The organism is Streptomyces sp. NPDC006335, assembly GCF_040612795.1.
Taxonomy (GTDB): Bacteria; Actinomycetota; Actinomycetes; order Streptomycetales; family Streptomycetaceae; genus Streptomyces.
In genome coordinates, this window is sequence record NZ_JBEXQX010000033.1 from 1 (window position 1) to 26,544 (window position 26,544).

The window sequence follows — 26,544 nt, forward strand, 5'->3', positions numbered from 1 at the left end:
CCCGCGGCCGGCGGCGCCGGCCGCCCCGCCCCCCCACGACCCGGAGAAAGCCGAGGAGAAGATGGCCAGCGCACGAGCCGCCCGAGGGCGGTGGATCGAGAACTGGAACCCCGAGGACGAGGAGTCGTGGGAGCGCCACGGCAAGCACATCGCCCGGCGCAACCTGGTGCTGTCGGTGCTCTCCGAGCACGTCGGCTTCTCCGTGTGGAGCATGTGGTCGGTCCTGGTGCTGTTCATGTCGCCGAGGATCGGACTGGACTTCGCGCCCGACGAGAAGTTCCTGATGGTGGTGGTGCCCACCTTGGTGGGCGCGCTGCTGAGGCTGCCCTACAGCTATGCGGTGACCCGGTTCGGGGGCCGCAACTGGACCGTGTTCGCCTCGCTGGTGCTGCTGGTGCCGGCGGCGGCGACGACGTACTTCGTGCAGCGGCCGGGCACCCCGCTGTGGGTGTTCCTGCTGATCGGCGCGGCGGCCGGGGCGGGCGGCGGCAACTTCGCCTCCTCGATGACGAACATCACCGCCTTCTACCCGCAGCGCCACCAGGGCTGGGCGCTCGGCCTGAACGCGGGCGGCGGCAACCTGGGCGTCGCCGCCGTCCAGTTGCTCGGCCTGCTGGTGATCTCCGTCGCCGGGGACACCCACCCTGCGTACGTCGCCGGGTTCTATCTGCCGCTGATCGCGCTGGTGTCGGTGCTGGCCGCGCTGCGCATGGACAACGTGGCCGTGCTGCGCGCCGAGCGGGGCGTGCAGCGCGAGGCCGCCGCGAACGCCCACACATGGTGGATCTCGCTGCTGTACATCGGCACGTTCGGCTCCTTCATCGGCTTCGGGTTCGCCTTCGGGCTGGTGCTGCAGAGCCAGTTCGGGTCCACGCCGCTGCAGGCCGCCTCGTTCACCTTCCTCGGGCCGCTGCTCGGCTCGGTGGCCCGCCCGCTCGGCGGACGGATCGCCGACCGGTTCGGCGGGGCGCAGGTGACGCTGTGGGCGTTCGCCGGGATGGCGGGCGCGATCGGCGTCCTGCTGTGGGCGACCGAAAGCGGTTCGTTCTCGCTGTTCGTGGCCGGGTTCACCGCCCTGTTCGTGATGAGCGGCGTCGGCAACGGCTCCACGTACAAGATGATCCCGGCGGTCTTCGCCCGGCAGACGGAGGTCGCCGTCACCTCCGGCCACGACGCCGCGGCCGCCTTCGCCCGCTCCCGCCGCCTGTCCGGAGCCGTCATCGGCATCGCCGGCGCGGTGGGCGCGCTCGGCGGTGTCGCCATCAACCTCGCCTTCCGGTCGGCGTACGGCCAACTGGGCAGCGGCGAGAGCGCGTTCTACGCCTTCCTCGCGTTCTACGGACTGTGCGCGGTGGTGCTGTGGGCGGTGTACCTGCGCGGTGAGCGCAAGGGCGGTCCGCTGTCCGCCGCCGAACGGGTGCGTGCCCATGTCCGCTGAGGAGAGGACCGGGCAGGAGAGCACCGGACGGGAGAGCACCGGACGGGAGAGCACGACCCACTGCCCGTACTGTGCGCTGCAGTGCTCCACCGTGCTGTCGGGTGAGCGCGACGGTGTGCGGGTGCGGCCCTCGGCCGACTTCCCGGTCAACCGGGGCGGGCTGTGCCAGAAAGGGTGGACGGCGCCCGCCGTGCTCGGTGCCCCCGACCGGTTGCTGACTCCACTGGTGCGCGGGGCCGACGGTGAGCTCGCGCCGACCGGGTGGGACGCGGCGCTGGACCTGATCGCCGGGCGGCTGCGCGAGATCCGCGCGCGGCACGGCGCCGACGCGGTCGCGGTGTTCGGTGGCGGCGGACTGACCAACGAGAAGGCGTACACGCTCGGCAAGTTCGCGCGCGTGGCCCTGGGCACCAGCCAGATCGACTACAACGGCCGGTTCTGCATGTCGTCGGCGGCCGCGGCGACCACCGCGGCCTTCGGCCTCGACCGCGGACTGCCGTTCCCGGTCACCGACCTGGACGAGGCCGACGTGATCCTGCTGGCCGGGGCCAACCCGGCGGAGACGATGCCGCCGCTCATGCGCCACCTGGAGGGGGCGCAGCTCGTGGTCGTCGACCCGCGCCGTACCCGCACCGCCGAGCGGGCCGCGCTGCACCTGCAGCCGGCGCCCGGCACCGATCTCGCCCTGGCCCTGGGGCTGCTGCATCTGGCGGTCACCGAGGGCATGGTCGACAAGGAGTACGTGGACGCCCGTACCGTCGGCTTCGACGCGGCCTGGGAGAGCTGCCTGCAGTGGTGGCCGGAGCGGGTGGAGGAGACCACCGGGGTGGCGGCGGACGACCTGCGCGCGGCGGTGCGGATGCTCGGCGGCGCCCGCCGGGGCTACGTCCTGACGGGCCGGGGCTCCGAGCAGCACAGCAAGGGCTCCGACACGGTCGCGGCGTTCGTCAACCTGGCGCTCGCGCTGGGCCTGCCGGGGCGGGCGGGCAGCGGTTTCGGCACGCTGACCGGCCAGGGCAACGGACAGGGCGGCCGCGAGATGGGCCAGAAGGCGGACCAGCTGCCCGGCTACCGCTCGCTCACCGACCCGGCGGACCGCGCGCACGTGGCCGCCGTGTGGGGTGTGGACGCGGACACCCTGCCGGGGCCGGGCCGCAGCGCGTACGAGCTGCTGGACGCCCTCGGCGGGGCCGAGGGGCCGCGAGCGCTGCTGGTGTTCGGCGCGAACCCGGTCGTCTCGGCGCCCAGGGCCGCCCATGTCACCGAGCGGCTCAAGGCGCTGGACCTGCTGGTGGTGGCCGACTTCGTGCCGTCCGAGACGGCCGCGCTCGCCGACGTGGTGCTGCCGGTGGCCCAGTGGGCCGAGGAGGAGGGCACCTTGACCAGTCTGGAGGGGAGGGTGCTGCGCCGCCGCGCCCATCTGAGCCCGCCACCCGGTGTCCGCACCGACCTGGAGGTTCTGCACGCGCTCGCCCTGCGGCTCGGGCAGAGCGCCGACCGCTTCCCCGTGCGGCCCGAAGAGGTCTTCGACGAGCTGCGCCGGGCCTCGGCCGGCGGCCGCGCGGACTACTCGGGCATCAGCTACGCGCGTCTGGACGCCGGCGAGGCGCTGCACTGGCCCTGCCCGGCCGACGGCGACGGCAGCGGTGACGGTGGCCATCCGGGGACGCCTCGGCCGTTCCTGGACGGGTTCGCGCATCCGGACGGGCGCGCGCGGTTCGCGGCGGTGGAGCACCGGCCGGCCGCCCACGAGCCCGACGAGGCCTTCCCGCTGTACGGGACGACCGGGCGGGTGCTGGCCCAGTACCAGTCGGGCGCGCAGACCCGCCGGGTGCCCGAGCTGGTCGCGGCCGCGCCGGAGGCGGTCGTCGAGATGCACCCGGACACCGCACACCGCTTCGGCCTGGCCGACGGCCAGTTGGCCGAGATCGGTTCGGTGCACGGCACCGCCCGGGCGCGGGTGCGGCTGACCCGCACGATGCGCGCCGACACCGTGTTCGTGCCGTTCCACTTCCCGGGCGCCGCGCGCGCCAACCTGTTCACCGGCGACGCGCTCGACCCGCGCAGCCGGATGCCCGAGTTCAAGGTGAGCGCGGTGCGCGTGCGGCCGGCGGGTGAGGGGCCGTGAGCGGCGTCGTCGTCGCGGGCGGCGGCCCGGCGGCGCACCGGCTGGCCGCGCTGCTGGTGCGGTACGGGTACCCGGGTGAGGTGAGCGTCGTCGGCGCCGAGCCGCAGCCCGCCTACAACCGGGCTCTGCTCCCCTCGGTCCTGGACGGCACGCTGGGCGCCGACCGGCTGTCGCTGCCCGCGCTGCCGGCGGCGGTTAGGCAGCTGACGGGTGTGCGGGTGACCGCCGTCGACCGGGTCCGCCGCACGGCGCGCACGAGCGACGGCCGCGAACTGCCCTACGGCGTCCTCGTGCTGGCCACCGGCGCCCGGCCGCGGGTGCCGCCGGTGCCGGGGCTGACGACCGCGCCGGGACGGCTCGCCGAGGGGGTACGCGCGGTGCGCACCGCGGGCGACTGCCGTCCGCTGTCCGAAGGGCCCGTCGTGGTCCTCGGCGGCGGGGTCCGCGGCGTGGAGTCGGCCTGGGCGCTGCGCCGGGCCGGGCACGAGGTGGCGCTCGTCCATCCCGCCGACCGGCTGATGGAGCGTCACCTGGATGGGGCGGGCTCCGCGGTGGTGGCCGAGTGGCTCGCCGACCAGGGCGTCACGCTGCACTGCGGCCGCCGCGCCGGTGAGTACGTGCCGGGCAAGGTGGTCCTCGACGACGGCCAGGTGCTGGCGGCGGGCACCGTGCTGCTGTGCACGGGCACGGTGGCGGAGACCGCGCTGGCGCGCGCGAGCGGCCTCGACGTGGGCGAGGGGGTGGTCGTCGACGCCCGGCTGCGCACCGGCGACCCGTACATCCACGCGATCGGTGACTGCGCCGAGCACGCGGGGGCGGTGGGCACGACGGTGCTTCAGGCCTGGGAGCAGGCGCAGGCGCTCGCCCGGATCCTCACCGGCCGGGCGCAGTCGTACGAGCCCGGGCGGCGCGTGCTGCGGCCGCGCACCCCGGGCAAGGACATGGTCGTCCTGCCGCCGTCCGGGCCCGGGGCGGACACCGACGAGACGGTGTCGCTGCTGGACAGGGCGCGGGGCCGCCATGCCCGTCTCGTGCTGCGCGGCGGGCGCATCCACGAGGGAGCCGTCATCGGCTCGCCCTCGGCCGTCGCCGCCGTCAGCCGGCTGTACACCCGCGGCGAGCCGGTGCCCTCCGACCTGCTCGCGCTGCTGACCGGCGCCGACGGCGAGTACGCGGGCGACGGGGCGCTGCCGGACGAGGCCGTGGTGTGCCACTGCAACAACGTCAGCAGGAAGGCGCTGAAGGACGCCTGGCAGTGCGGCGCGCACGACGTGGCGGCGCTGGCCCGGGCGACCCGGGCGACGACGGGGTGCGGCAGCTGTACCTCGGTCGTACGGCAGCTGTGCACGGCACTCGCCGGCGAGGACACCACCGCGGAAGGAGCGACGCCGTGACGCGCACATTGGTCGTGGCCGGCCATGGCATGGCGGGCCACCGGCTGGTCGAGGAGATGCTCGCCCGTGACGCCGGCCGGCAGTGGCGCATCGTCGTGCTCGGTGAGGAGCCGCGCCCCGCCTACGACCGGGTGGCGCTGTCGTCCCTGCTCGACGGGGCCACGCCCGACGACCTGGCTCTGGCCGGGCCCGACGTCCTCGGTGACCGCCGCCTCAGGCTGATCCTGGGCACCACGGTGACCGGCGTCGACCGCCGGGACAGGACGGTGACCTGCGGTGACGGCACACAGGTCGGCTATGACGCGCTGGTGCTCGCCACCGGGTCGCGGCCGTTCGTGCCGCCCGTGCCCGGGCACGATCTGCCGGGGTGTTTCGTGTACCGGACGGTGGAGGACGTCGCGGCGATCCGCGCGGCCGCCCGGCCGGGCCGGGACGCGGTGGTGGTCGGGGGCGGGCTGCTCGGCCTGGAGGCCGCGAACGGCCTGAGGCTGCTGGGCATGCGGCCCCATGTGGTGGAGATGGCACCGTGGCTGATGGCCCAGCAGATCGACGAGGGCGGCGGGCGGGTGCTGGCCGGGGCGGTCGAACGGCTCGGGGTGGGTGTGCGCTGCTCCACCGCGCTGCACGCGGTCGGGGCGGGCGCGGACGGCCGCGCGGAGCGGGTCGAACTGGCCGACGGCACGGTGCTGGACGCCGCACTCGTCGTCTTCGCCGCCGGAGTGCGCCCGCGCGACGAACTCGCCGGCCCCCTGGGGCTCGAGCGTGGTGAGCGCGGCGGCTTCCTGGTGGACGAGTGGTGCCGGACCGCGGACGAGCACGTCTGGGCGATCGGTGAGTGCGCGGCCGTCGCCGGCCGCTGCCACGGGCTGGCGGCTCCCGGCTTCCGGATGGCCGAGACCGTGGCCCGGCAGCTGCTCGGCGTGGCAAAGGCGGGCGACGCGTTCGCCGGGGCGGACACCTCCGCCAAGCTCAAGCTCCTCGGCGTGGAGGTGGCCGGCTTCGGCGACGCGCACGCGCGCTCGCAGGGGGCGATCGAGTACGTACGGGACGACCGGCGTGCCGGCACCTACGCGAAGGTGGTCCTGGCCGCCGACGGCCGCACGGTCCTCGGCGGCGTCCTGGCCGGCGACACGCGCGCCTACCCGGTACTGCGCGCCCTGACCGGCCGCCGGCTGACCGCGTCGCCCGACGAGTTGCTGTCCCCGGCATCCCCCGCCGCCTGACGCACCGCGGCCCCGGCGACGCGGCCCGAACCGGGCTCGTCGGCGTCGCGGGGGCCGGCGTCTGCTGGTGCCGAGGGGCCGTGCGGGGAGGGGGCGCGCGGGGTCCGGCGGCCCGTCCCCTGGTGCCGGACCCCGCTGCTTCGGTGTGCCGGCGCACATGCCCTCGTTCGGTGCGCCGGCACACACGCCCCAGACCCTGCCGAGAATCCGGATGCGGAGGAGGCCGCCGGATGATCGGCAGGGTCTTCCTCGCGGGTCCGCGGCGGGGGGTGGGCGCGGGCCCGCGGGTCTGGGTGGTGGTGCTGTACCGTCCCGGCCGACGCCAGGGGTGGGGCGCGGTGCGGGAACGGTCGCAGGGAGGTCGTGGCCCGGCCGCGGCCCGGAGATGGTGGGTGCGGCGCGGTGGCGGGGTTGTCCCGGCGGGGCGTCAGTTGTCGTACGGGCGGCGGGCCTTGGCCTCCTTGGTGGCCAGCGCCCACCAGCTCAGCTTGTCCCAGAGGACCTTGGCGGCCGCCTCCGCGTTCGCGGGCTCGGTCAGGGTGCCCTCGGAGTCGAACTGCGCCCAGGGACCGTGGAAGCTGACGGCGTCGCGGACCGGGACGGCGTGCAGCTCGGTGAAGATGTGCTTCAGCTGCTGGACGGCGCGCAGGCCGCCGGCGAGACCGCCGTAGCCGACGAAGCCGACCGGCTTGGCGTGCCATTCGTTCTGGGTCCAGTCCACGGCGGCCTTCAGCGCGGCCGGGAAGCTGTGGTTGTACTCCGGCGTCACCACGACGAAGCCGTCCGCCTGGGACAGCCGTGCCGAGAACGCGCCGAGCAGTTCGGCGACCTCGGGCGTCGGCTGGTCGGTCATGGCGGTGGGCAGCGGGAAGTCCACCAGGTCCACCAGGTCGACCTCGATGTCGTCGCGCTGGTCGGCGGTGCCGACGAACCAGTTCGCAATCGTGGGGCCGAAGCGGCCTTTGCGTACGCTCGACAGGATCACGGCCACGCGGATGCGTTCACTCGACATGTCAGCCCTTTCACGGCGGTCAGTCCTCCACCAAGATAAGAACAAACCTGCATGCGGGTTTCCAAGTCGCATCGAAGATTTCGATACGACGCACCGCTGCCGGGCCCTGGGACGGGCCCGGCAGTCGATGGTCGGTGGTCGGTGGTTCGTGGTCTGCGGGGATCAGTCGATGCCCTGCAGGATGTGGGGTTCGGCGAGGTCGTCCTCGTAGCCGGCCAAGCGGATCGGGGCCGACCTCGCCCAGACCTCCAGAAAGGCCGGGTCCGGAGGTGCCGGGCCACGCCCCGTGTCCTGCGCCCACCCCACGGGTGTCTGATGCGCTGTCATCCGTAGCTCTCCCTTCGCTCGGTCGGCCTGTTCGCCGAAGTCGTTCAGCGGGCGGCGGCCCCGGTCCGTTGCGGGGTCGTGTCCTGCGGCTCGGCGGCGGCCTGCGCCGGCGCGGGCGTCTCGGCCAGCTGCCGGGCCAGTTCCAGCCGCCGGATCTTCGCGGTGGCCGTGCGCGGCAGGTCGGACAGCCGGCGCTGGACGGGTGCGCACAGCGCGGGCTGGTCGGCGACGGCAGCCTGCCAGCGCTCCTGGTCGAGGGGCTTGTCGCCACGGGTGCACACCACCGGCACCGGCCGCTTGTCCGGGCCGGGCACGATGACCAGCTCGGTCAGCTCGTCCAGCTTGTGCAGCACCGCGTCCTCGATCTCCAGGGTGGAGTCGATGCCCGGGATCACGTCGACCTCCCGGTCGAGCAGGTGCAGGCAGCCCCACTTGGTGCGGTAGCCGACGTCGCCGCCGCGCCACCACTCGCCGATGACCTGCTGGTCGAAGCGGTCCTGCTCGCCGTAGTACGTCAGCGCGCGGCCTGCCGTGGACACGTCGATGTAGCCGGGGTTCTCCTTCGACGGCTTGGCGCCGCCCCGGGACACCAGCCGGTACTTGGTCATGCCGGGCGTGGGATAGCCCTGGCAACGGCCGTCGGCCTTCAGGGCGTTGCGCCGCCGGTAGGTGCGGGCGGCCAGCGGACCGCACTCGCTCTGCCCGTACACCTGGAGGAACACCGGGCTGCGGCGGTCGGTGGCGTGCAGGAACTTGTGCATCGTGCTCGGGTGGATCGCGTCGAAGGTGCTGTTGAAGTACTTGACGTTGGAGATCGGCCGGCGCGGGTCCTCCAGCATCTCCTCCCACTCCAGGAACGAGTTGGGGTGGGTCTCCAGGACACCCGGGCGGTGACGGACCAGCATGTCGGCGACGTGCGCCGGGCTGCCGTCGTTCAGGAAGACCATCGGCATGCCGCGCATCTGCAGCACGGCCAGGCCCAGGTACATCCGCGAGTGCACGTACGACACGTGCATGGCGACCGTCTCCCGCTTGCGGATGAACGAGACGACCTTGTCCTGCCAGTTGCCGCGGGCGCCCAGCGAACGCGCCGAGTGCACCACCAGCTTGGGGATGCCGGTGGTCCCGGAGGTGTGCGTCATCAGGGCGGGCTGGTCGGGGTCGAGCAGCACGGGCGAGCGCTCCGGCGCGCCCTCGAGGTCCGCCAGCGAGACGGCGTCCGGGTGGGAGCCGGTCACGGTGACGGTCCGCACGGTCAGCTCGCGCAGCGGCAGGCCGGCCAGCGAACCGGTCAGCTTCGCCTCGTCGGTGAGCAGGGTGGGGCGCTCCAGCCGCTCCAGCAGCTTGCCGATCGTCTCCCCGTCCAGGTGCGGGGAGAGCATCGCCGGCACCGCCCCGATCCGGGCGACCGCGCAGGCCAGCACCGTGATGTCGAAGCTCGACGTCTTGTGCACGGCCACACGCTCACTGGGCCGTACGCCCGCGGCCCACAGCCGGTCGGCGGTGTCGGCCACGAGGCCGGCGAACTCGGCGACGGTCAGCTTCCGGCCCACCCCGGGGAAGGCCTCCATGTCGTGGTCGAGCGTGATCGGGGTGTCGCCGTACTTCTCGGCCGCACGCTCGGACACGACTCCGAGGTAGAGGAACTTCTTGCTCTTCGGCACCTTAAACATCAGGACTCTTCCTCTGAGAACCGACACACGAAATGAGAACTCCCCTGAAAAAATCCCATACGAAGTCGTCACCAGAAAGAAAGAGCCGGTTAATGCGTCACCTCTTCAGCAAAAGAAGAACCCGGGCCGCGTAATTCGCGCGGCCCGGGTTCTCGGGCGGAATAGCAAAAAGCGTCAGTCCTTCTTCAGCCCCTGCTTGAGCGCCTCGGCCACCCGCAGGGTGCGCACGGTCTGGTAGCCGACGGCGGCGAGGTTGTCGTCGGTGACGTTCTGCGCGAGGTGGCCCGGGATGGCCTGCAGGCCCGAGGTGGCGCTGACGCCGTAGGGGTTGCCGTTGCTCGGCGTGAGCAGGATGTCGTCGGTGACGCCGGGCGGCACGATGACGGCCCCCCAGTGGTAGAAGACGTTGCTCAGGGACAGGATCGTGGACTCCTGGCCGCCGTGCGGGGTGCCCGTCGAGGTGAACGCGGACATCGCCTTGTTCATCAGGCCGCGCCGGGCGTGCAGTTCGAAGGTCTGGTCGATGAAGTGCTTGAGCGGGCCGGCCAGCAGGCCGTAGCGGCCCGGGGTGCCCCAGACGACGGCGTCGGCCCAGTCCAGGTCGTCGATGGCGGCCACCGGCACCTCACGGGCGGTGGCCGTGTGCTCGTTGCTGGCCTCGGTCCATTCCTTGTAGTTGGGCGCGAGCGGTTCGTCCGTGATCTCAGCGACCCGGCGCAGCCGTACCTCGGCCCCTGCCTTCTCCGCCGCCTCGGCGGCGGCGACAGCCAGCTTGTGGATGTTTCCGGTGGCCGAGTAGTAAACGATGGCGACATTGGTCATGGCCGTACTGCTCCCTCATTGGATTGGGTGCTCGCGCCGCTTTCGGGCTGCTGGGTGCGTGCTCCATGATGTCGCGGGCCATGCCGGGCGGCCACTTGAATTCAATAGTCCGTCAAGTGCCTCCCTCGTCCTTCCGGGCGGGCAGTCGATTTTCGGCCGGGCAGCGCGGCGCCGGCGGACCGGCGGGTCACTCCCCGCCGATCTCGACCCCCGGCGGGTTGTCGATGATGTAGCGCCACAGCCCGTCGGAACCGCGGCGGGCCACGTCGGTGGCCGTGCCCTCGATGTGCACGTACTCGCCGTCGGGCTTGGTGCCGTCGATGACGAAGTCGCCGATCAGCAGGGCCGTGTCCTGGTAGACGTAGGTGTGCCTGAGGCTGATCTCGATCGGGACGCCCAGGGCCAGAAAGCCGCTGGTCGCCTGGCGGCGGCCGTCACCGGTGACCACCACGCCGGGCCGCAGCACCCGCACCGCCTCCGGTTCGAAGAGCCGGTCGATGGCGCCGAGATCCTTGGCGTTGAAGGCCTCGACGAAGGTCGAGGGCAACAGGGCGGGGTCGCTGACTGCCATGGTGTCTCCTCCTCAAGGATCAGGCGGCGGCCGGGGCGGGCGCGGCGGCCTTCAGGGCTGCGGCGACCTGGATGGTGCGGCGGGTCTGGTAGGCGATGGCGCCGACGTTCTCGTCGTGGATGAACCCGATGCGGCTGCCGGCCACGGTGCTCGCGCCGTACGGGTTGCCGTTGTTCTTCTCGTACAGCACCGGGTCCGCGGAGCCGGTGGCGACGATGACCGAACCCCAGTGGCAGATCGCGTTGTGCAGCGCGAGGATCGTCGTCACCTGGCCGCCGTGCTCGGCGGAGCCGGAGGCGAAGGCGGAGACGGCCTTGTTGAGCAGCTTGCCGTGGATCGACAGCGACGAGGACGTGTTGATGAACTGCATCAACTGCGGTGCGGCCAGCCCGAAGTGGACGGGCGAGCCGAGCAGGACGGCGTCGGCCCACTCCAGGTCGGCCAGCGTCGCCTCGGGTATGTCCGCCACGTCGGCGGCGTGCTCCTCGGAACCGGGTCGTCCGGTGGCGGCGAGCTCGGGCACCCGGCGCAGCCGCACCTCGGCGCCCTCCGCGACCGCGGTGTCCGCGGCGGCCTGGGCGAGTCGGTGGGTCGAGCCGGTGGACGAGTAGTAGATGACGGCGACGTTGGTCATGGTCGGGCGCTCCCTGGGCGTACGGGGGTCATGAGTACGTGGGCGGTGGAGTGTGCGGCGCTGTGCTGCATCGTGGTCCGCCCGGCGGGGCACGGCAACGAAGGGCCCGCGAGTGCGTCAGGTCGTACGGCTGCCGCGCAGGACCCCGCCGGTGGCGAGGACCAGGGCGAGTGTCAGCAGCAGCGCCAGCGGGGTGAACCGGTCGAAGAACGCGGCAAGTTGGGCTCCCGCCCCGGCTCCCAGGTTGAGCGTGAAGCCGTACAGGGCGATCGCGGTGGTCTGGGCCGCCGCCCCGGCCCGGGCACCGACCGACTGGATGAGCGCGGGGCCGAGCGTGGAGAAGCCCGCCATGAACACGAACAGGGCGGCCCCGAGCGCGACGGCGTCGTCCGCGCCGAGGGCGGCGGCCAGCATCGCGCCGGCGGTCACCACGAGCGCGCCCACGGCGCGGCGGGAGGCGGGCAGGCGGGCCAGGGCGGGAGCGAGCAGGACGGCGCCCAGCAGCGCCGGCAGGGCACTGGCGCGCAGCGCGAGCAGCGGCGCGCCGCCGCCCGCCACGTCGGCCGGCCCGTACAGCTGGACTCCGGTGTAGACGGCGGTGAGGCTGCCCGCGCCGACCAGGATGACCAGGTACAGCGAGATCAGCCGGGGGCCCAGCGCGGCCCTCACGCCGAGGGGGCCGCCCGCGCTCAGCCGCCCCTCGGGCAGCAGCACCCGCCAGGACACGGCGGCCCCCACGAGCAGCAGCGGCACGGTCCCCCAGAACACCCACACCCAGCCGAACCACGCCGTCACCAGCTGCGCCTCGACCTGGCCGAGCACGACCGTGGCCCCCATGCAGGCGGAGACCACGGTCAGGGCCGTGGAGACGCGGTGCGGGGCGATGCGGGCGTGCAGATAGGCGTACGACATGGGGATGAACGACCCGGCGAACAGGCCCTGCAGGGCGCGCAGGCCGACTCCGGCGGGCAGGGAGGTCGCCAGGGGCAGCAGGGCGGTGATGACGACCATGGCCAGGACGTTGGCCACCATGACGGTGCGCCGCCCGAAACGGGTGGACAGCGGCCCGCTGACGAGCGAGCCCAGCGCGTGGGCGAAGGCGAACGCGGTGGTCGAGGCCGCCGCCGACCCGGTCGACACGCCCCAGGCACCGGCCAGTTCGGGCATGAGCGGGATGGTGACGTACATCTGGCCGACCACGAGCACGCCCATGACGGACACGGTCGCGACGGTCGCGGCGAACGGTGCGGTCCGCGGCGCCGTCGAGGGCGGTGCCTCGACAACCGATGATTTCGACATACACCGATCCTTGTCAGGGTCCTGCGGCCGCGACAACGGGCGGCCCGGCTAAGCGTCAAGTCCCCCTCCGGAAAACGGACTTGCCGGGAGAGGGACTTGATCGGAAAGGGGCGTGACATGCCGAACCCCCGCACCCGCGGGGGATTGGTCGGTGCGAGGGCCCGGCGGCCGGCGCGCCCGGGGGCGCGCCGGAGAGCGGATCAGACCTGAGCGGTCTGCGGTTCGTCGGAGACGGTGTCCGTGGCGCCGCCCTGGGCGACGGCCCGCTGCTTGTTCGGCTTCTGCAGGCCGAGTGCGACCAGCGCGGTCAGCGCGATACCGGCCGCGGCGATGAGCACCGCGGTGCGCAGGCCGTCGTTGGTGGCGGAGCGCAGCGCCTCGCCCTGAAGGCCGTCGAGGCCGGAGTTGGCGATGGCGACCAGGATGGCGAGACCGACCGCACCGCCGACCTGCTGCGTGGTGGAGGCCCAGCCGGAGGCGATGCCCTGCTCCATCGGGTCCACACCGAGCGTGGCGGCACCGAACATCAGCGTGTAGCCGGCGCCCTGGCCGAGGCCCATGACGACCATGCCGGGGATCAGCGCGACGTAGGAGCCGTCGGTGGCCAGGGTCAGGCCCACGATGACGGTGCCGACGAGGCCCACCAGCAGGCTGGCGATCATGATGGCGCGCAGACCGTACTTCGTGGCCAGGCGGCCGGCCGTCTGGGCGCCGATGGAGATGGCGACCATCGGGACCAGGAAGGCCAGGCCCGTCTCCAGCGCGCTGTAGCCGTGCACGCCCTGGAAGTAGACGGTCAGGAAGTACAGCAGGGTGCCGAAGGTCGCCATGTAGAAGAAGGTGACCGCGGCGCCGGTGCTCAGGTTGCGGTTGCGGAACAGGCGCAGCGGCATCAGCGGGTCGCTGCTGCGCTTCTCGATGACGAGGAAGGCGGCCAGCAGCACCACGCCGAGGACGATGGCGCCGATGATCAGGCCCGAGCCCCAGCCCGACTCCGGGCCCTGGACCAGGGCGAAGACGACGGACGTGGTGCCGACGGTGGAGGTCAGCGCGCCGGCCAGGTCGAAGGAGCGGCGGCTGCCGCTCAGGGCGTCGGGGGCGATCAGCGGGAGGGCGAACAGGATCGCGAGGACGGCGAGGGGGACGTTGACGAAGAAGACGGACTCCCAGCCGAACGCCTCGGTGAGGACGCCGCCGAGCAGGGAACCGAGGATCATTCCGGAACCGCCGGCGGTGCCCCACACGGCGAAGGCGCGGTTGCGCTCCTTGCCCTCGGCGAACTTGGTGGAGACCAGGGTCAGCGTGGCCGGGAAGAGGAAGGCGCCGCCGATGCCCTGCACCGCGCGTGCCGCGATCAGTACCCCGGGGTCGGTGGCCAGGCCGCCGAGCAGCGAGGACACCCCGTACAGGGACAGGCCGAGGATGAAGATGCGCCGTGGCCCCCACAGGTCGCAGGCCCGGCCGCCGAGCAGCAGGAACCCGCCGAACGCGACGGCGTAGGCGCTGATCACCCACTGCAGGGTCTGGGCGGAGAACCCGAGCCCGTCACCGATCTCGGGGAGCGCGACGTAGACGATGTTGTAGTCGATGGAGATGATCAGCTGGGCGAACGCCAGCAGCGCCAGGAGGAGTCCAGTGCGCCGGCGCGGTGCCTCGGTGGCGGCGCCTGTGTCCGGAGACGGCATGACTGTGCCTTTCACTACGGGGTCGGAAGTTCGACAGGCGCGCAGGGCGCCACCGCCGGGGGGACGACCCCGACGCGTTCTGGGGTGCGCTCTTGGTTCTGGCTCAGGTCCGGTCGAACCAGTGGCGTACGTGGTCCGGTGCGGCGGGGTTCGCCCGCCGGACCTCGTCCGCCAGATCGGCGATCGTCTGGCTCGCCAGCCTGCGCCGCCAGGCCAGTTCCGCGTGGGAGAAGGCCTGGGCCACGGTGCAGGGGGTGCGGTGGCCGGCCGGGCCGGCGAGGCGGCCGGCCGGGCCCTGGTGGCGGATGCCCGTGCACAGGAAGGCCCGTGCCGAACCGTCTATGGCCGCCGCCACGTCCATCAAGGTGATCTCCTGCGGTTCGCGGCCGAGACGGAATCCGCCGCGAGGACCGGAGTGGGACAAGACGATGCCGACTCGTCCCAGCGCGTTCATCTGCTTGTTCAGGTAAGCCGTGGGCAGATCGTGGAACTCGGCCAGCCTGGCGGCCGGCACCGCCCTGTCAGGGTTGACCCAGGACAGGTTGATGCAGCAGTGCACTGCCCATTCCACGCCCTCTCGCAGCTTCATGTTCTGGACATTACGCATCGGGAATGTCCGCCAGAAGGGCCCGCCTCTTTTTATGTCAAGTCCCCTGGGGCACAGCCGTTCTAGCTGCTCAGAGCCTGTTTCAGCTCAGCTTCCAGACGGCCGAGATCGGCGGCGTGGCCGTGCGCCGCGACGTGCCCGTCCGGCCGCACCAGCCAGTACCCGGCGCTGCGGCAGCCGGTGGCGAAGGCGCTCTCGCGGCGCCGCAGCACGACCGTGCGCACCGCCTCGCCGTGACGGGCCGCGACGTGCCCGGCCTCGGTGCGCCAGGCGTTTGACGGCGGTGCGAGGACCAGGGTCCAGGCGTGCGGGTCGGCGTCCGGCCCGCTGATGCCGTACGCGAGGGCGTGCCGCCGCGGAAAGACGGCACCGTCCTTCAGGCCTCCCGGTATCCGGCCGCGGACCCGGCAGCCGGCGAGTCCCGAGGGCCGCTGCGTGTCGCGCACCGGCGGATAGGCCAGGCGCCGCCCGGCCATCACCGGGGTGTAGAACCGCGACACGACACCGGTGCGGTCGAGCAGTTTGAAGGCCGCGTCCCGGGCGAGCACCTTGGTTTTGCTGTTCGCCACCCAGGCACGGGTCTGCAGGTCGGTGTCGCGCACGATCTGGCGGGTGGCCTCCGAGCGCTCGGTGCCGTAACTGGCGAGCAGCGAGGCCGGCGACTCCCTGCGGATGACGGCGGCCAGCTTCCAGGCCAGGTTCTGCGCGTCCTGCAGGCCGTTGTTCATGCCCTGGCCGCCGGCCGGGCTGTGCACGTGCGCGGCGTCGCCGGCGAGGAAGACGCGCCCGACGCTGAAGTCGGAGGCGTGGCGGGCGTGCACGCGGAAGACCGCCTGCCACACCGCCTCGGTCAGCCGCACTCCGCGCGGCCCGCGCTCGTCGAGGATCTCCTGCATCATCTCCAGGGAGACCTCGCCCCGGCCCTGCGGCATGACGGACAGGAAGCGGTGGACGCCGCCGGGCATCGGCACGATGACCAGGGCGCCGCTGGGCGCCTGGTAGAACAGGCACTCGTCCGGGGGGAGTTCGCCCTCGATCCGCGCGTCGACGAGCGCGAAGGCCATCTCGTACGTGCTGCCCTGGAAGCCGATGCCGAGCTGGCCCCGCACCGCGCTGCCGGCGCCGTCGGCGCCGACCACGAAGGGCGCCCGGATGCGGTCGACGCTCCCGTCGGGCAGTTCCACGACGGCGGTGACGCCGTCGCTCGCGCCGATGCCGCCGGAGAAGTCCACGCCCTCCAGGGCCAGCAGCCGCACCCCGCGCTCCACCTTGCCGCCGAGCTCGGCGAGCCGCTCGGCGAGCAGACGCTCGGTCACATGCTGCGGCAGCACCCGGCAGGCGGTGTCCTCGGACAGGGCGAAGGAGGCGAGCGGCTTGCGTTCGGAGAAGTAGCTGAGCCGGTTGACCGGTGTGGACTCGCGCATGATGCCGTCGGCGAGTCCCGCGTCCTGGAGGATGTCGAGGGCGCGGGGCCACACGGACAGCGCCTTGGGGGTGGTCGACGGCTGCTCGGCGCGGTCGACGACCCGCACCCGTATGCCGCGGCGCATCAGTTCCACGGCGGTCAGCAGGCCGGTGGGCCCGGCGCCGACGACCAGCACGTCCAGGTCGGGCGTACCGGCCGTGTTCGCGGTGTTCTCGGCCATGGCGCTCATTCCGTCCGCACGCCGGCGGTGACGCCTCCGGCGGGCTCGTCGGGCAGCCGGTCCAGGCTGATGCCGAAGTACTTCTTGTACGCCTCCAGGGCCTCCGCCTCGCCGTCGAGGCTGAACTTGGAGCGCTCCTCGCCGGCGACCATGCTCACCTGCTTGTTGCCCTTGAGGGTGATCAGGCCGTCGGGGGTGCGCATGGAGCAGAACAGGCCCTGCAGGAACGACGAGTCTGGCGAGGTCCGGTACCACCACAGCGTGGGGGCGAAGTCGGCGATCGTCACGGGCCGGTCGGAGACCCGGTACAGGGGCTTGCCGCCGAGGTGGACGTCGATGGCGCCGTCGCCCACGTCGTGCAGCTGGTAGTCGCCGTGCGGGTCGTGCTGGACCTCGCGCGAGGCCAGGTTCAGCGGGAAGCGGCTGTTGCGGCCGAAGCCGACGTCCACCAGCCAGTCCTCGCCGTCGGCCTTGACGCGCAGCGCCAGGTGGCCGAGGAAGGGGCCGAGGACCCCGCCCGGGCGGTGCACCCAGCCCGGCAGGATGTCGACCTCGTAGCCGAGCGAGGTCAGCAGGAACGACAGGGCCGGGTTGACCTCGAAGCAGCCGCCGCCGCGGTTGCCGTGAACGATCTTCTGAAGGACGCGTTCGTCCATGAAGACGTCCTCGTCGAGGTGGTAGCCGAGGTTCTCGAAGGGGACCGTCAGCAGGTGACGCTCCATCAGGTGGCGGAGTCCTTCGAGGTCCGCGTGCTCGGGCCGGCTCGCTTCGATCCGGCGCAGGTAGTCGTCCATGATGCCGTCCAACATCACCGTCTCCTTAGACGTGCGTGGTGCTGTGTGAGGGTGGGGTGTGCTGCCAGCGCAGCAGCGACAGGCCCATCGCCATGCCGCCGCCGAAGCCGGCCAGAAGTACGAGGTCCCCGTCGGCGAGCTGCCCCGCGCGGGCCGCCCGGTCGAGGGTGACGGGGACCGAGGCGGCTCCGGTGTTGCCGAAGTCCTCGTAGGTGACGCGGGTGTGGCCGTCCGGGATGCCGAGCGTGGCCGAGAGGTCCTCCAGCATCCGCCCGTTGGCCTGGTGCGGCACGAAGTGGTCGACGGCGCCGGTGGTGAAGCCCGCCTCCTCGACGAAGGCGGTGATGGCGGGGGTGACCGTGGTGTTCACGAAGTCGCGCACTCCGCGCCCGTTCATGGTGAAGAAGTGCCGGCCCTCGGCGAGGGTCTCGGCGCTCGCGGGCAGGCGGCTGCCCCCGGCCGGCACCTCGATCAGGTCGCGTTCGGCGCCGAAGCCGGCCAGCCGTCCGGCCAGCAGGCCGCGCCCGGGCCGGGCCGGGCCGAGCACCACCGCTCCGGCACCGTCGCCGAAGAGGATGGCGGTGCGCCGGTCGGCGGGGTTGAGGATGCGCGAGTACACGTCCGCGCCGATGACCAGCGCGTACGGCGAGTCGGAGCCCGCGAGGACGTGCTGGGCGGTGTTCAGCGCGAACACGAAGCCGCTGCAGACGGCGTTGACGTCGAAGGCGGCGGTGCCGTGGCCCGCGCCCAGACCGTCGGCGACGATGCTGGCGGTGGGCGGCTGCGGCTGGTCGGGCGTCGAGGTCGCGACGACGATCAGCGAGAGGTCGGCGGCGACGATGCCGGCGGCCTCCATCGCGGCCCGGCCCGCGGCGATCGCGAGATCGGAGGTGGCCTCGTCCGGTTTGGCCCGGCGCCTGTTGCGTATCCCGGTCTTGAGCTGGATCCACTCCTCGGTGACCCCGGCGGCGGCTGCCACCTCGTCGTTGCCGACGACATGGGACGGCAGACTCGATCCCGTCCCCAGGATCGCGATGGCTGCACTCGTCCGGCCGGACCGGGCCATGCCCGTGGTGATCATTGTGTGACCCTTCCATGAGAGTTCGGGCCTCCCCGCGCAGGCCGATGCTCCCGAGGCCGCTCGGTCTCGGGCAAAGGCCGGATGCCGAACCCGTCAGGTCGCCGGGGAGTACGTCAGATGGCGGCCGGCCCGGCCGCATGGTCGCGGGCCGGCCACCGGTGGGTCATGCGGCCGACGCCAGCTCGGAGCCGTTCAGCAGGCCGCCCACCAGGTCGCCGGTGATGGCGACCCCGTTCTGGGTGAGCACGGACTCGGGGTGGAACTGCATCGACGCGAAGTAGGCGCCGCGCATCGCGTGGACCTCGCCGTTGTCGGGATCGCGGGCGATCTCGACGATTCCGGCCCCGTCCGCCTCGGTCTTGTCCTCGGCGCTCACGGCCGCGAACGTGTTGTAGAAACCGACGCGTTCGCGCCGCCCGAACAGGTCGATGTCCCGCTGGACACCCTGGTTGGGTACGGTGCGGCGCACCAGGTCCAGGCCGAGACGGCGGCTGAGCACCTGGTGGCTGAGGCAGATCGCCAGGAAGGGCCGGCGCTCCTCGATCAGCCGCCCGATGGTGGCGTCCAGGTGGGCGATCTTGGGGTGGGACAGGTCGCGCGGGTCTCCGGGGCCGGGACCCATCACCACCAGGTCGTAGTCCTCGACGCGATACGGCTCGTCGAAGCGGGTGACCGTCACCTCCAGGCCCAGGGAACGCAGTTGGTGCCCGATCATCGAGGTGAAGGTGTCCTCGGCGTCCACCACCAGGACCCGGCGGCCCGGCGGAAGGGCCGTCCGCCCGACCGGCCGCGCCCCGTTTGCGAGCCAGAACCCGGCGATGGTCGCGTTGCGGCTCTCCAGCGCCCGGCGCACCTCCGGGTGGGCCGCGAACCGGGCCGGGCTCTCGCCCTCCAGGGCGGCGAGCAGCCCCGCGGCCTTGGCATGGGTCTCGGCCACCTCGGACAGCGGGTCGGAGTGGCGCACCAGGGTGGCCCCGACGCCGATGCGCACGGTGCCCCGCGCGTCGATGTCGGCGGTGCGGATGCAGATCGCCGAGTCCAGGGCCGAGCGGCCCTCGGCGTCCCGGCCCATCAGGGCGACGACGCCGCTGTAGTAGCCGCGGCCCTCCTGCTCGTAGCGGCCGATGACCCGGCAGGCGCTCTCCAGCGGGGAGCCGGTGACCGTCGGCGCGAACAGCGTCTCGCGCAGCACCTCGCGCGGGTCGCTGGCGGTCTCGCCCTCGATGAAGTACTCGGTGTGCGCGAGCCGGGCCATCTCCTTGAGGAAGGGGCCGGTCACCCGGCCGCCCCCGGGGCAGATCCGGGCCATCATCTTCAGTTCCTCGTCGACGACCATGTACAGCTCGTCGGCCTCCTTGCGGTCGGCGAGGAAGTCCATCACCTCCGGCAGGGTGGGCCCGGAGGCCGGGTAGCGGTAGGTGCCGGAGATCGGGTTCATCACCGCGGTGCCGGCGTCCACGCTGATGTGCCGCTCGGGCGTGGCGCCGACCAGGGTGCGCTCGCCGGTGTGCACGACGAACGTCCAGTACGCGCCCTTCTCGCGCTCCAGGAGCCGTTTGAAGAAGGTCAGGGCGCTGCGCGGGGTGTAGTCGGAGATGTCGACGGTGAAGGTCCGCTTGATGACGAAGTTCGCGCCCTCGCCGGTGCCGATCTCGTCGGTGATGATCCGGCGGACGGTCTCGGCGTAGGCGTCGTCGTCGACGTCGAAGCGCGCCGAGGTGGTGCGGATGGGCTCGTCGGGCAGCCGTTGCAGTACGGCGGCCAGCGGGGCGGTCTCCTGCCGGGTGACGCTCATCGCCACCAGCGGGGTGCCGTCGTCGTGGCCGGTGAAACCCCGCTCGGCGATCTGCCGGTAGGGGACGAGGGCGAGCACCTCGTGCCGGGGCGCTCCGGTGGCTCCGGACGGCTCCGGCAGCGGGATGCCGGCCAGGGTCTTGGGGTGCGACACCTCGCCGACGAGGACGTCGAGCACGCCGGGGCCGGTGGCCTCGGGGCGGTGCAGCAGGGCGAACGGCGGCGGTGTGGGGCCGAGGATCTCGTCGAGCAGACCGCCCTCGTAGGGGCGTCCGGCGCGGGTGCCGGTCATGCGAAGACCTCCTTGGCGGTGGTGACGACCGCGCAGCGCGCGGCCGCGTACTCGACGGCCATCCGGTGGTGGCTCTCGTCGAAGTCGGCGACGGCGTCGGCGACCAGGAACGTCTCGATGTCGTGGCTGAACGCCTCCACGGCGGTGATCAGCACGCCGACGTGGGCGTAGACCCCGCAGACGATGAGCTGGTCGCGCTGGTGGAACCGCATCCGGGTGAGCAGGTCGGTGTGGTGGAAGGCGCTGTAGCGCCACTTGGTGACCAGCCAGTCCCCCTCGCGGGGGGCGAGGGCGTCGACCACGGCGCGGTCGGCGGGCGCCGGGCGCATGCCCGGGCCCCAGAAGTCCTTGAGCAGGCCCCGCTGGTGGGCGCTCATGCCGCCGGGCTGGGCGGTGTAGGCGACGGGGATGCCAAGGTCGGCGCAGCGCTCGCGCAGGTGGGCGGCGTTGTGCACGAGCTGGCCGCGCAGCGGCTCGGGGAACGGCTGGAGGAAGTAGCGCTGCATGTCGTGGACGAGCAGCACCGCGCGATCGGGGTCGGGGGTCCACGGGGCGGTGTTCGCCGGCAGTTCGGAGGAGGTCGGCAAGGGATACGACTCGATGGGCGGAAGACCGGCCATGACGGGTTCGGAGTCCTTTCTCGAGGTGGCGGGACGCACCTCGTGACGGGCGTGTTGCCGGGTACGGCCGAGCGCTACGCGCCGAGGGCGGCGCCGCCGTCGACGGTCAGGGTGTGCAAGGTGATGTGGGACGCCTGGTCGGACAGCAGGAAGGCGACGGCGTGCGCGACGTCGGCGGGCGCCGCGAGCTTGCCCAGCGGGATGCCGACCCGGAACGCCTCGAGGTTTCCGGCGAGGGTGGCGCGCGGGCCGGAGTCGTCGTGCCACATCGAGTTGAGCATCGGGGTGTCGGTGGAGCCGGGCGCGACGATGTTGCAGCGGATGCCGTGCCGGGCGACCTCCAGTCCGAGGCTCTTGGTGAACATCTCCGCGGCCGCCTTGGAGGCGGCGTAGGCGGCCATCCCCGTACGGGGGGTGGCGGCCGCGTTGGAGGCGACGGTGACGACGGCTCCGCGGCCGCGCGGCACCATGCGGCCCACCACGGCGCGCGACAGGTGGAAGACGCCGGTGGTGTTGACGGCGAAGGTGCTGTTCCAGTCGTCGTCGCTGAAGGTGCTCACCTCGCCGAGGCGCAGCACGCCGGCGGCGTTGACGAGGTAGTCGATGGGGCCGAGGCGCTGTTCGATGTCGGTGACGACGCCGTTGACCGCGGCGCTGTCGGTCACGTCGGCGGCGAACGGCGCCACCGGCAGCGAGTCCGCTCCCAGTTTCCCGGTCACCTCGTCGAGCTGTGCGGCGTCGCGGTCGACGGCGGCCACCGTGATGCCCCGTTCTCCCAGGACGCGGGCGACGGCCGCCCCGATGCCGCCGGCGGCGCCGGTGACCAGGGCCAGTTTGCTTTCGCTTGCGCTGTGCATGTCGTGCCTTCTCCTTCACATGCCGTGCGGGCAGGGACTGTCGGTCCGAGGCGGCTCACACGTGCCAGGCCGACACCACGGAGATGGCCTGGCCGGCGTTGAGCCGCGGGTCGCAGAAGCTCTCGTAGGCGTCGCCGACCAGGTCGGCCGTCCGCGCGTCGGGCACGCACTCCAGGACGGCGTCGGGTGTCGCCTCCAGGTGCAGGCCGCCGGCGACGCCTCCGTGGCGTACGACCGCCTGGTGGAAGGCGGCGACCTCGCGTTCGGCCGCCTCCACGTAGCGGGTCTTGAATCCGCCGGGGGTGGTGACGGTGTTGGCGTGCAGCGGGTCGGTGAGCCAGATCACCGGGTGTCCGGCTGCGCGCACCGCCTCGACCAGCGGCGGCAGCGCGTCGGCGACCGTGTCGGCGCCCATGCGTGCGATGAGGGTGAGCCGCCCCGGCTCGCGCCGCGGGTCCAGCTGCCGGCACAGCTCGAGCAGCTCGTCGGTGGTGATGCGCGGGCCGACCTTGCAGGCCACCGGGTTGGTCACGCCGGCCAGCAGGGCGACGTGCGCGCCCCCGGGCTGCCGGGTGCGTTCGCCGATCCACGGCCAGTGCGTCGAGGACAGCAGCATCCCGTCGTCCTCGCGCCGCAGCAGCGGGACCTCGTAGTCCAGCAGCAGCGCCTCGTGGCTGGTCCACATCGCGGGGTCGATGCGGTCCGGTCCGGACGGCCGGTTCCAGCCGAGGTGGCGCATGATGTCGTCGGCCGCCATGTAGCCGGTCAGCAGACGCAGCGGATCGGGGCGGCGGCCCTCGGGCGTGGGGTCGGGGTCGTTGACCATGTGGCCGCGGTAGACGGGCAGTTCGACGCCACCGACGTGCTCGGTGGACTGTGAGCGCGGCTTGGTGAACTGTCCCGCGATCCGGCCCACGCGGATCACCGGTTTGCCGGTGACCAGTCGCAGCGACCCGGCCAGCAGGTCGAGCAGGGCCGCCTTGCGGGCGACGTGATCGGCGGTGGACTCGTCGGGGTCCTCCGCGCAGTCCCCGGCCTGCACCACCAGGGCCTCGCCGGCCGCCACCCGGGCCAGTTGACGGCGCAGGACGCGTACGTCGTCGGCGCACACCAGCGGGGGCCGGCTCGCGAGGTCGGAGCGGACGCGGCGCACCTGGGCCGGGTCGTCCCACTCCGGCTGCTGGGGGGCGATCTTCAGTTGGATGTCGACCAGGGAATCGTCCATGGATGTCTCCAGATACGAACGGCGGGCAGCGCGGCACACGGCCACGGCCGGCGGGTACGGGCGCGGGTGGGGTGAGGGAGCCGGCCGGGGGCCGGCCCCGGGGGGCAGGGTCGTGCCGGGACGGCCGGTCAGGGGCGGGGCGCCCAGCCCACCGCGTCCCAGAAGCCGAGCTGGGCGAGCTTCGGAGTGCGGGCGACCTCGGCGACACCCGGTCCGCCGAGGACGAGCGTGCTGGGCGCGTCGGGCGTGAACGGCGGCCAGTGCGGCGTGTTGGGGGTGTGCGGAGCGGAGGTACGGGCGAAGGCGGCCACGGCGTCGATGAGGATGTCGGACAGCAGCCGCTCGAGCGGGCCGTCGCCGAAGACCGGGGCGAACTGGGGCAGCCGGTGGGTGCCGAACAGGAACGGCGAGGTCGCCTCGTGCGGGGTGCCGAAGTGCGGCGGCAGCGCCGGGTGGGCGAACTCCATCGCGTACAGCGGGGTGGTGCCGAGCCGGGCGTGGCGTTCGGCGAACCGGACGATCTGGTGCCGGAAGAACGCGTCGCCCCAGATCTCGGTCCACAGCGACCGTGGGTCGCACGGCAGGCCGGCGTCGCGGGCCGCGGCCCGGTAGGCGGCGGCGCAGGCGTCCGCGAGATCGGCACCGGCGTCCGGTGCGCCCAGCCGCAGCACGTCGTGCACGGCCCGCCTCAGCTCGGTGTCGTCGCGCGGGGCGGGGGCGGGCTGCGGGGAGGAGGGGCCGGTGTAGAAGGAGCCCTCGGTGCTGGTGTGGATCGACAGCACGGGCACCTCGGGAGGCGGCAGCAGGTGGTCGTACGCGGGCATGGTGCGCCCGTCGACGACCGGGCCGCGGTACCAGCGTCCGCTGCCGACGATCCGTTCCTCGGGGGGCGGGGCGAAGATCTCCTCCCAGGCCCTGGCGAGCGCGGCGGCCGGCACGTCGCGCAGTCCGGCGACGGTGGTGCCCAGCCGGCGGGCGACGGCCTCGTACGCGGTGCGGGAGTCCTCGGGCGTCAGGGAGGTGGCGGGCGGGACGACATGACTGGGGCTGATGGACACGATGCGCCGGATCAGGCCCCTCAGTCCGGGAAGCAGCGCCAGTTGCCAGGCCGTGGCGCCGCCGGCGGAGGTGCCGCACACGGTGATGTTCCCGGGGTCACCGCCGAAGGCGGCGGCGTTGGCGTGCACCCAGCGCAGCAGCGCCCGCTGGTCCTGGAGCCCCCAGTTGGCGAAGTGTCCGCTGTCGGGGTCGGTCAGGTCCTCGTGCAGGCCGAACCCGAAGGCGCCGAGCCGGTAGTTGAAGGTCACCACGACCAGGTCGCCGCGGTGTGCGAGCCGGGCTCCGTCGTAGGCGGGCATGCTGCCGGCCCCGGCCTGCCAGCCGCCGCCGTGGATGTAGACCAGGACCGGCCGGCTGCCGCCGGGGTCGGGTGTCCAGACGTTGGCGTACAGCGAGTCCTCGCTGCTGGGCGGTACCGGCCGGTTGGGAATGACGCTCTGGAAGGAGACGTCGGTGAAGTGCACGGCCTCGCGTACGCCGTCCCAGGGCACGGGCGGCCGCGGGGAGGAGAAGCGCAGGGCACCCAGCGGCGGGCGGGCGTAGGGCACGCCGCGGAAGACGGCGACGTGGTCGGCGCGTTCACCGGCCACCAGCCCGCCCGAGGTGCGCACCACGACCCGGGGACCGGTCGCGGCGCGGGAGCGGGGCGGGTCCGCGACGACGGCGGACGCACCCCGCCGCTTGCCTGCGGCCTGCGGCTGGCTGGCCATGGTGGACTCCTCGGGCACTCGGGCGGGCTGGTCCGCCGATCGTGTGCCGTCGGTTCGGGGGTCACCAAAGGACGCCCCGGCAATCCGTCAGCTGCCGTGCAGAGTCCGTCAGCTCACCGGCCGGGCCGTCCCCGGAGCTGACACAAGGGGCGGCGGGAGCCCTGACAGGCCCCTGCCGCGTCCGTACACTGCGCCGCCCCCGGCGCTCACGCGGTTGCCCGGGCCACCTCCGTCAGCGGTTCGGCCGTGCCGGACAGGATCGCGACGGCGTGGGCGGCCGAGGCGAGGGTGGCGTGACGGTGCCAGCCGCTGAAGGAGCGCCCGGAGAAGTCCCGTATGCCCACCCGCTCCGCGATCTGGGCGAAGTCCTGCTCCACGCGCTGGGTCAGCCGGCTCAGCCGCAGCAGCTGGGCGGGGTGCAGATCGGTGATGTCGGTCAGCCACAGCTCGCCCGGCCAGCGCCTGCCGTTCTCCCCGACGCCGAGCAGCAGCAGGTCGCGGGCCCCGGAGGGGCGGCGGGAGGCGCGCCGGGGCAGCCGCACCCGGACGGCCGCGGTCAGGCCGGCGTGCACGGCGCCGCCGCCCGGGCCCGGCTTGCGCTGGATGACCGGCTGACGCAGCGGGCGGGCCATCATCATCAGCTGGTGTGCCGTCATCTCCGTCTCGGCGGTGCTGCGGGGAAGACCCGGGTCGATCGCGGAGAGCCGCAGGTTGGCGCTGACGCGCAGCAGCATCGGCGCGCCCGCGGCCTGCATCTGGCGCACGATGCTCGTGACGTCTGCCTCGCGCGCGTCCATGACGGCGGGGCGGGTCGGCAGGCCCCAGTCGCGGGTGATGCCGAGGTAGGCCTCCACGCAGCACTGGTCCATGCTCTCGGGCGAGGCGCTCTCCGGGATCGAGGCCTGCCGGCGCCGGGTGGCGTCCTCCAGCCAGGTCTCGGGCAGGTGCAGGCGCCAGTTGACGGGAGTGCTGTGCTCCTCGGACACCGCCCACACGCCCACGGCCTGCTGCGCGTTCGTCATCTGGCCGCGGCTGGGGTCGAAGCGGCGGTCCACGCCGACCGAGCTGTCGCCGGCCTTGGGTATCACCATCGGCCGCAGCACATAGGCGCGGGCCGGGGAGATCTCCTCCAGGTGATGGGCCAGGGCGCGGCGGACGGGGCTCCAGTCCCAGGTGGAGCCGCTGATGAAGTGGTGCAGGCTCTGCTCCGCCGCCTCCCCGCCGAACAGCGAGGAGATGTTCCGTATCGACTTGCGGCCCTCGACACCGAGCAGGCCCTGTACGTACTCCATGCCCCGGCGCCGCTGGTCGCTGCGGGGCAGGGACTCGAAGAGCACCGAGCTCAGTTCCTCCAGCACGCTCTCCGGAGACGTCCCCCGCGCCGGGCGCAGCACCTCGCCTTGCATGGTGCGCCTGTGCAGCCTGATCTGCATCCCATCCCACCTCGCCACTCGGTCCCGACGCCTTGCTCAGGCAGCCTCGGACCGGGCGTCCAAGGGCAGACCAAGGCACGGGAAAGGCGCAGGCCGCAGGCGAGGAGCGGGCGGGGCCGAGGCAGTGGGGTGCGCGGAGCGGCCAGGTTCGGTGCGCGGTTGGGGCAGGCGGGGAGGCGGGCGGCGCCTACGGTGGCGGATGGAGATGGTGTCGGTGCGT

The 26,544-nt window shown here is 73.0% G+C and carries 22 protein-coding genes; 4 read left to right on the top strand and 18 right to left on the bottom strand.

Translation table 11 applies throughout. The features are described 5' to 3' along the window. Window positions 1-61 precede the first annotated feature (61 nt). Genes ABZ098_RS43610 through ABZ098_RS43625 form a run of 4 tightly spaced genes read left to right on the top strand, consistent with a single transcriptional unit; the run spans window position 62 to window position 6,183 of the window. Window positions 62-1,438, top strand: a complete 1,377-nt coding sequence (locus ABZ098_RS43610; protein ID WP_356600481.1) for a nitrate/nitrite transporter — start codon at window positions 62-64, stop codon at window positions 1,436-1,438. Beyond that, complete coding sequence (locus ABZ098_RS43615) at window positions 1,428-3,566, top strand: molybdopterin oxidoreductase family protein (protein WP_356600413.1); 2,139 nt, start codon at window positions 1,428-1,430, stop codon at window positions 3,564-3,566. The genes ABZ098_RS43610 and ABZ098_RS43615 overlap by 11 nt, the downstream gene beginning before the upstream one ends. Next, complete coding sequence (locus ABZ098_RS43620; RefSeq protein ID WP_356600415.1) at window positions 3,563-4,960, top strand: FAD-dependent oxidoreductase; 1,398 nt, start codon at window positions 3,563-3,565, stop codon at window positions 4,958-4,960. Before ABZ098_RS43615 ends, ABZ098_RS43620 begins: the two co-directional genes overlap by 4 nt. Next, window positions 4,957-6,183: an FAD-dependent oxidoreductase gene (locus ABZ098_RS43625; RefSeq protein ID WP_356600417.1), complete on the top strand. Its 1,227-nt coding sequence runs from the start codon at window positions 4,957-4,959 to the stop codon at window positions 6,181-6,183. Before ABZ098_RS43620 ends, ABZ098_RS43625 begins: the two co-directional genes overlap by 4 nt. 427 nt (window positions 6,184-6,610) lie before the next feature. On the opposite strand, the gene ABZ098_RS43630 is transcribed toward ABZ098_RS43625, so the two are convergent. The 18 genes from ABZ098_RS43630 to ABZ098_RS43715 form a co-directional block, all read right to left on the bottom strand. Beyond that, a complete protein-coding gene (locus tag ABZ098_RS43630) occupies window positions 6,611-7,195 on the bottom strand; it encodes an NAD(P)H-dependent oxidoreductase (protein WP_356600419.1) in 585 nt (194 codons plus the stop codon). 162 nt (window positions 7,196-7,357) lie between these two features. After that, window positions 7,358-7,522, bottom strand: a complete 165-nt coding sequence (locus ABZ098_RS43635; protein WP_356600421.1) for a hypothetical protein — start codon at window positions 7,520-7,522, stop codon at window positions 7,358-7,360. Between the two features lie 44 nt (window positions 7,523-7,566). Further along, on the bottom strand, window positions 7,567-9,195 hold the full coding sequence (locus ABZ098_RS43640) for an AMP-binding protein (RefSeq protein ID WP_356600423.1): 1,629 nt from the start codon (window positions 9,193-9,195) through the stop codon (window positions 7,567-7,569). A 174-nt stretch (window positions 9,196-9,369) separates the two neighbouring features. After that, a complete protein-coding gene (locus ABZ098_RS43645) occupies window positions 9,370-10,017 on the bottom strand; it encodes an NAD(P)H-dependent oxidoreductase (protein WP_356600425.1) in 648 nt (215 codons plus the stop codon). 187 nt (window positions 10,018-10,204) lie between these two features. Further along, window positions 10,205-10,588: a DUF4440 domain-containing protein gene (locus ABZ098_RS43650; protein WP_356600427.1), complete on the bottom strand. Its 384-nt coding sequence runs from the start codon at window positions 10,586-10,588 to the stop codon at window positions 10,205-10,207. 19 nt (window positions 10,589-10,607) lie between these two features. Next, window positions 10,608-11,222 (bottom strand): NAD(P)H-dependent oxidoreductase, encoded by a 615-nt coding sequence (locus tag ABZ098_RS43655; protein ID WP_356600429.1) that lies wholly within the window; start codon window positions 11,220-11,222, stop codon window positions 10,608-10,610. A 117-nt stretch (window positions 11,223-11,339) separates the two neighbouring features. After that, window positions 11,340-12,521: an MFS transporter gene (locus ABZ098_RS43660; RefSeq protein WP_356600431.1), complete on the bottom strand. Its 1,182-nt coding sequence runs from the start codon at window positions 12,519-12,521 to the stop codon at window positions 11,340-11,342. A 200-nt stretch (window positions 12,522-12,721) separates the two neighbouring features. Next, a complete protein-coding gene (locus ABZ098_RS43665; protein WP_356600433.1) occupies window positions 12,722-14,206 on the bottom strand; it encodes an MFS transporter in 1,485 nt (494 codons plus the stop codon). Window positions 14,207-14,309: 103 nt separating this feature from the next. Next, on the bottom strand, window positions 14,310-14,795 hold the full coding sequence (locus tag ABZ098_RS43670) for an Rrf2 family transcriptional regulator (RefSeq protein ID WP_356600435.1): 486 nt from the start codon (window positions 14,793-14,795) through the stop codon (window positions 14,310-14,312). 80 nt (window positions 14,796-14,875) lie between these two features. Then, window positions 14,876-16,459, bottom strand: a complete 1,584-nt coding sequence (locus ABZ098_RS43675) for an FAD-dependent oxidoreductase (RefSeq protein WP_356600437.1) — start codon at window positions 16,457-16,459, stop codon at window positions 14,876-14,878. Between the two features lie 5 nt (window positions 16,460-16,464). Then, on the bottom strand, window positions 16,465-17,268 hold the full coding sequence (locus ABZ098_RS43680) for an arylamine N-acetyltransferase (RefSeq protein WP_356600439.1): 804 nt from the start codon (window positions 17,266-17,268) through the stop codon (window positions 16,465-16,467). 10 nt (window positions 17,269-17,278) lie between these two features. Continuing rightward, on the bottom strand, window positions 17,279-18,334 hold the full coding sequence (locus ABZ098_RS43685; protein WP_356600441.1) for a ketoacyl-ACP synthase III: 1,056 nt from the start codon (window positions 18,332-18,334) through the stop codon (window positions 17,279-17,281). 163 nt (window positions 18,335-18,497) lie between these two features. Next, complete coding sequence (locus tag ABZ098_RS43690) at window positions 18,498-20,420, bottom strand: anthranilate synthase family protein (RefSeq protein ID WP_356600442.1); 1,923 nt, start codon at window positions 20,418-20,420, stop codon at window positions 18,498-18,500. Further along, window positions 20,417-21,040, bottom strand: a complete 624-nt coding sequence (locus ABZ098_RS43695) for an isochorismatase family protein (RefSeq protein WP_356600443.1) — start codon at window positions 21,038-21,040, stop codon at window positions 20,417-20,419. Before ABZ098_RS43695 ends, ABZ098_RS43690 begins: the two co-directional genes overlap by 4 nt. Window positions 21,041-21,114: 74 nt before the next feature. Beyond that, on the bottom strand, window positions 21,115-21,897 hold the full coding sequence (locus ABZ098_RS43700; protein ID WP_356600445.1) for a 2,3-dihydro-2,3-dihydroxybenzoate dehydrogenase: 783 nt from the start codon (window positions 21,895-21,897) through the stop codon (window positions 21,115-21,117). A 55-nt stretch (window positions 21,898-21,952) separates the two neighbouring features. Beyond that, on the bottom strand, window positions 21,953-23,122 hold the full coding sequence (locus ABZ098_RS43705) for a 3-deoxy-7-phosphoheptulonate synthase (protein WP_356600447.1): 1,170 nt from the start codon (window positions 23,120-23,122) through the stop codon (window positions 21,953-21,955). A 128-nt stretch (window positions 23,123-23,250) separates the two neighbouring features. Continuing rightward, window positions 23,251-24,891: a carboxylesterase family protein gene (locus ABZ098_RS43710; protein WP_356600449.1), complete on the bottom strand. Its 1,641-nt coding sequence runs from the start codon at window positions 24,889-24,891 to the stop codon at window positions 23,251-23,253. Between the two features lie 206 nt (window positions 24,892-25,097). Beyond that, on the bottom strand, window positions 25,098-26,324 hold the full coding sequence (locus tag ABZ098_RS43715) for a transposase (RefSeq protein ID WP_356600451.1): 1,227 nt from the start codon (window positions 26,322-26,324) through the stop codon (window positions 25,098-25,100). Window positions 26,325-26,544: the final 220 nt, after the last annotated feature.

Bases quoted from the DNA above. Each gene is read 5' to 3' on its own strand.
- ABZ098_RS43610 (WP_356600481.1), top strand. From the start codon at position 62: ATGGCCAGCGCACGAGCCGCCCGAGGGCGGTGGATCGAGAACTGGAAC.
- ABZ098_RS43615 (WP_356600413.1), top strand. From the start codon at position 1,428: ATGTCCGCTGAGGAGAGGACCGGGCAGGAGAGCACCGGACGGGAGAGC.
- ABZ098_RS43630 (WP_356600419.1), bottom strand. From the start codon at position 7,195: ATGTCGAGTGAACGCATCCGCGTGGCCGTGATCCTGTCGAGCGTACGC.
- ABZ098_RS43635 (WP_356600421.1), bottom strand. From the start codon at position 7,522: ATGACAGCGCATCAGACACCCGTGGGGTGGGCGCAGGACACGGGGCGT.
- ABZ098_RS43640 (WP_356600423.1), bottom strand. From the start codon at position 9,195: ATGTTTAAGGTGCCGAAGAGCAAGAAGTTCCTCTACCTCGGAGTCGTG.
- ABZ098_RS43645 (WP_356600425.1), bottom strand. From the start codon at position 10,017: ATGACCAATGTCGCCATCGTTTACTACTCGGCCACCGGAAACATCCAC.
- ABZ098_RS43650 (WP_356600427.1), bottom strand. From the start codon at position 10,588: ATGGCAGTCAGCGACCCCGCCCTGTTGCCCTCGACCTTCGTCGAGGCC.
- ABZ098_RS43655 (WP_356600429.1), bottom strand. From the start codon at position 11,222: ATGACCAACGTCGCCGTCATCTACTACTCGTCCACCGGCTCGACCCAC.
- ABZ098_RS43660 (WP_356600431.1), bottom strand. From the start codon at position 12,521: ATGTCGAAATCATCGGTTGTCGAGGCACCGCCCTCGACGGCGCCGCGG.
- ABZ098_RS43665 (WP_356600433.1), bottom strand. From the start codon at position 14,206: ATGCCGTCTCCGGACACAGGCGCCGCCACCGAGGCACCGCGCCGGCGC.
- ABZ098_RS43670 (WP_356600435.1), bottom strand. From the start codon at position 14,795: ATGAAGCTGCGAGAGGGCGTGGAATGGGCAGTGCACTGCTGCATCAAC.
- ABZ098_RS43675 (WP_356600437.1), bottom strand. From the start codon at position 16,459: ATGGCCGAGAACACCGCGAACACGGCCGGTACGCCCGACCTGGACGTG.
- ABZ098_RS43680 (WP_356600439.1), bottom strand. From the start codon at position 17,268: ATGTTGGACGGCATCATGGACGACTACCTGCGCCGGATCGAAGCGAGC.
- ABZ098_RS43685 (WP_356600441.1), bottom strand. From the start codon at position 18,334: ATGATCACCACGGGCATGGCCCGGTCCGGCCGGACGAGTGCAGCCATC.
- ABZ098_RS43690 (WP_356600442.1), bottom strand. From the start codon at position 20,420: ATGACCGGCACCCGCGCCGGACGCCCCTACGAGGGCGGTCTGCTCGAC.
- ABZ098_RS43695 (WP_356600443.1), bottom strand. From the start codon at position 21,040: ATGGCCGGTCTTCCGCCCATCGAGTCGTATCCCTTGCCGACCTCCTCC.
- ABZ098_RS43700 (WP_356600445.1), bottom strand. From the start codon at position 21,897: ATGCACAGCGCAAGCGAAAGCAAACTGGCCCTGGTCACCGGCGCCGCC.
- ABZ098_RS43705 (WP_356600447.1), bottom strand. From the start codon at position 23,122: ATGGACGATTCCCTGGTCGACATCCAACTGAAGATCGCCCCCCAGCAG.
- ABZ098_RS43710 (WP_356600449.1), bottom strand. From the start codon at position 24,891: ATGGCCAGCCAGCCGCAGGCCGCAGGCAAGCGGCGGGGTGCGTCCGCC.
- ABZ098_RS43715 (WP_356600451.1), bottom strand. From the start codon at position 26,324: ATGCAGATCAGGCTGCACAGGCGCACCATGCAAGGCGAGGTGCTGCGC.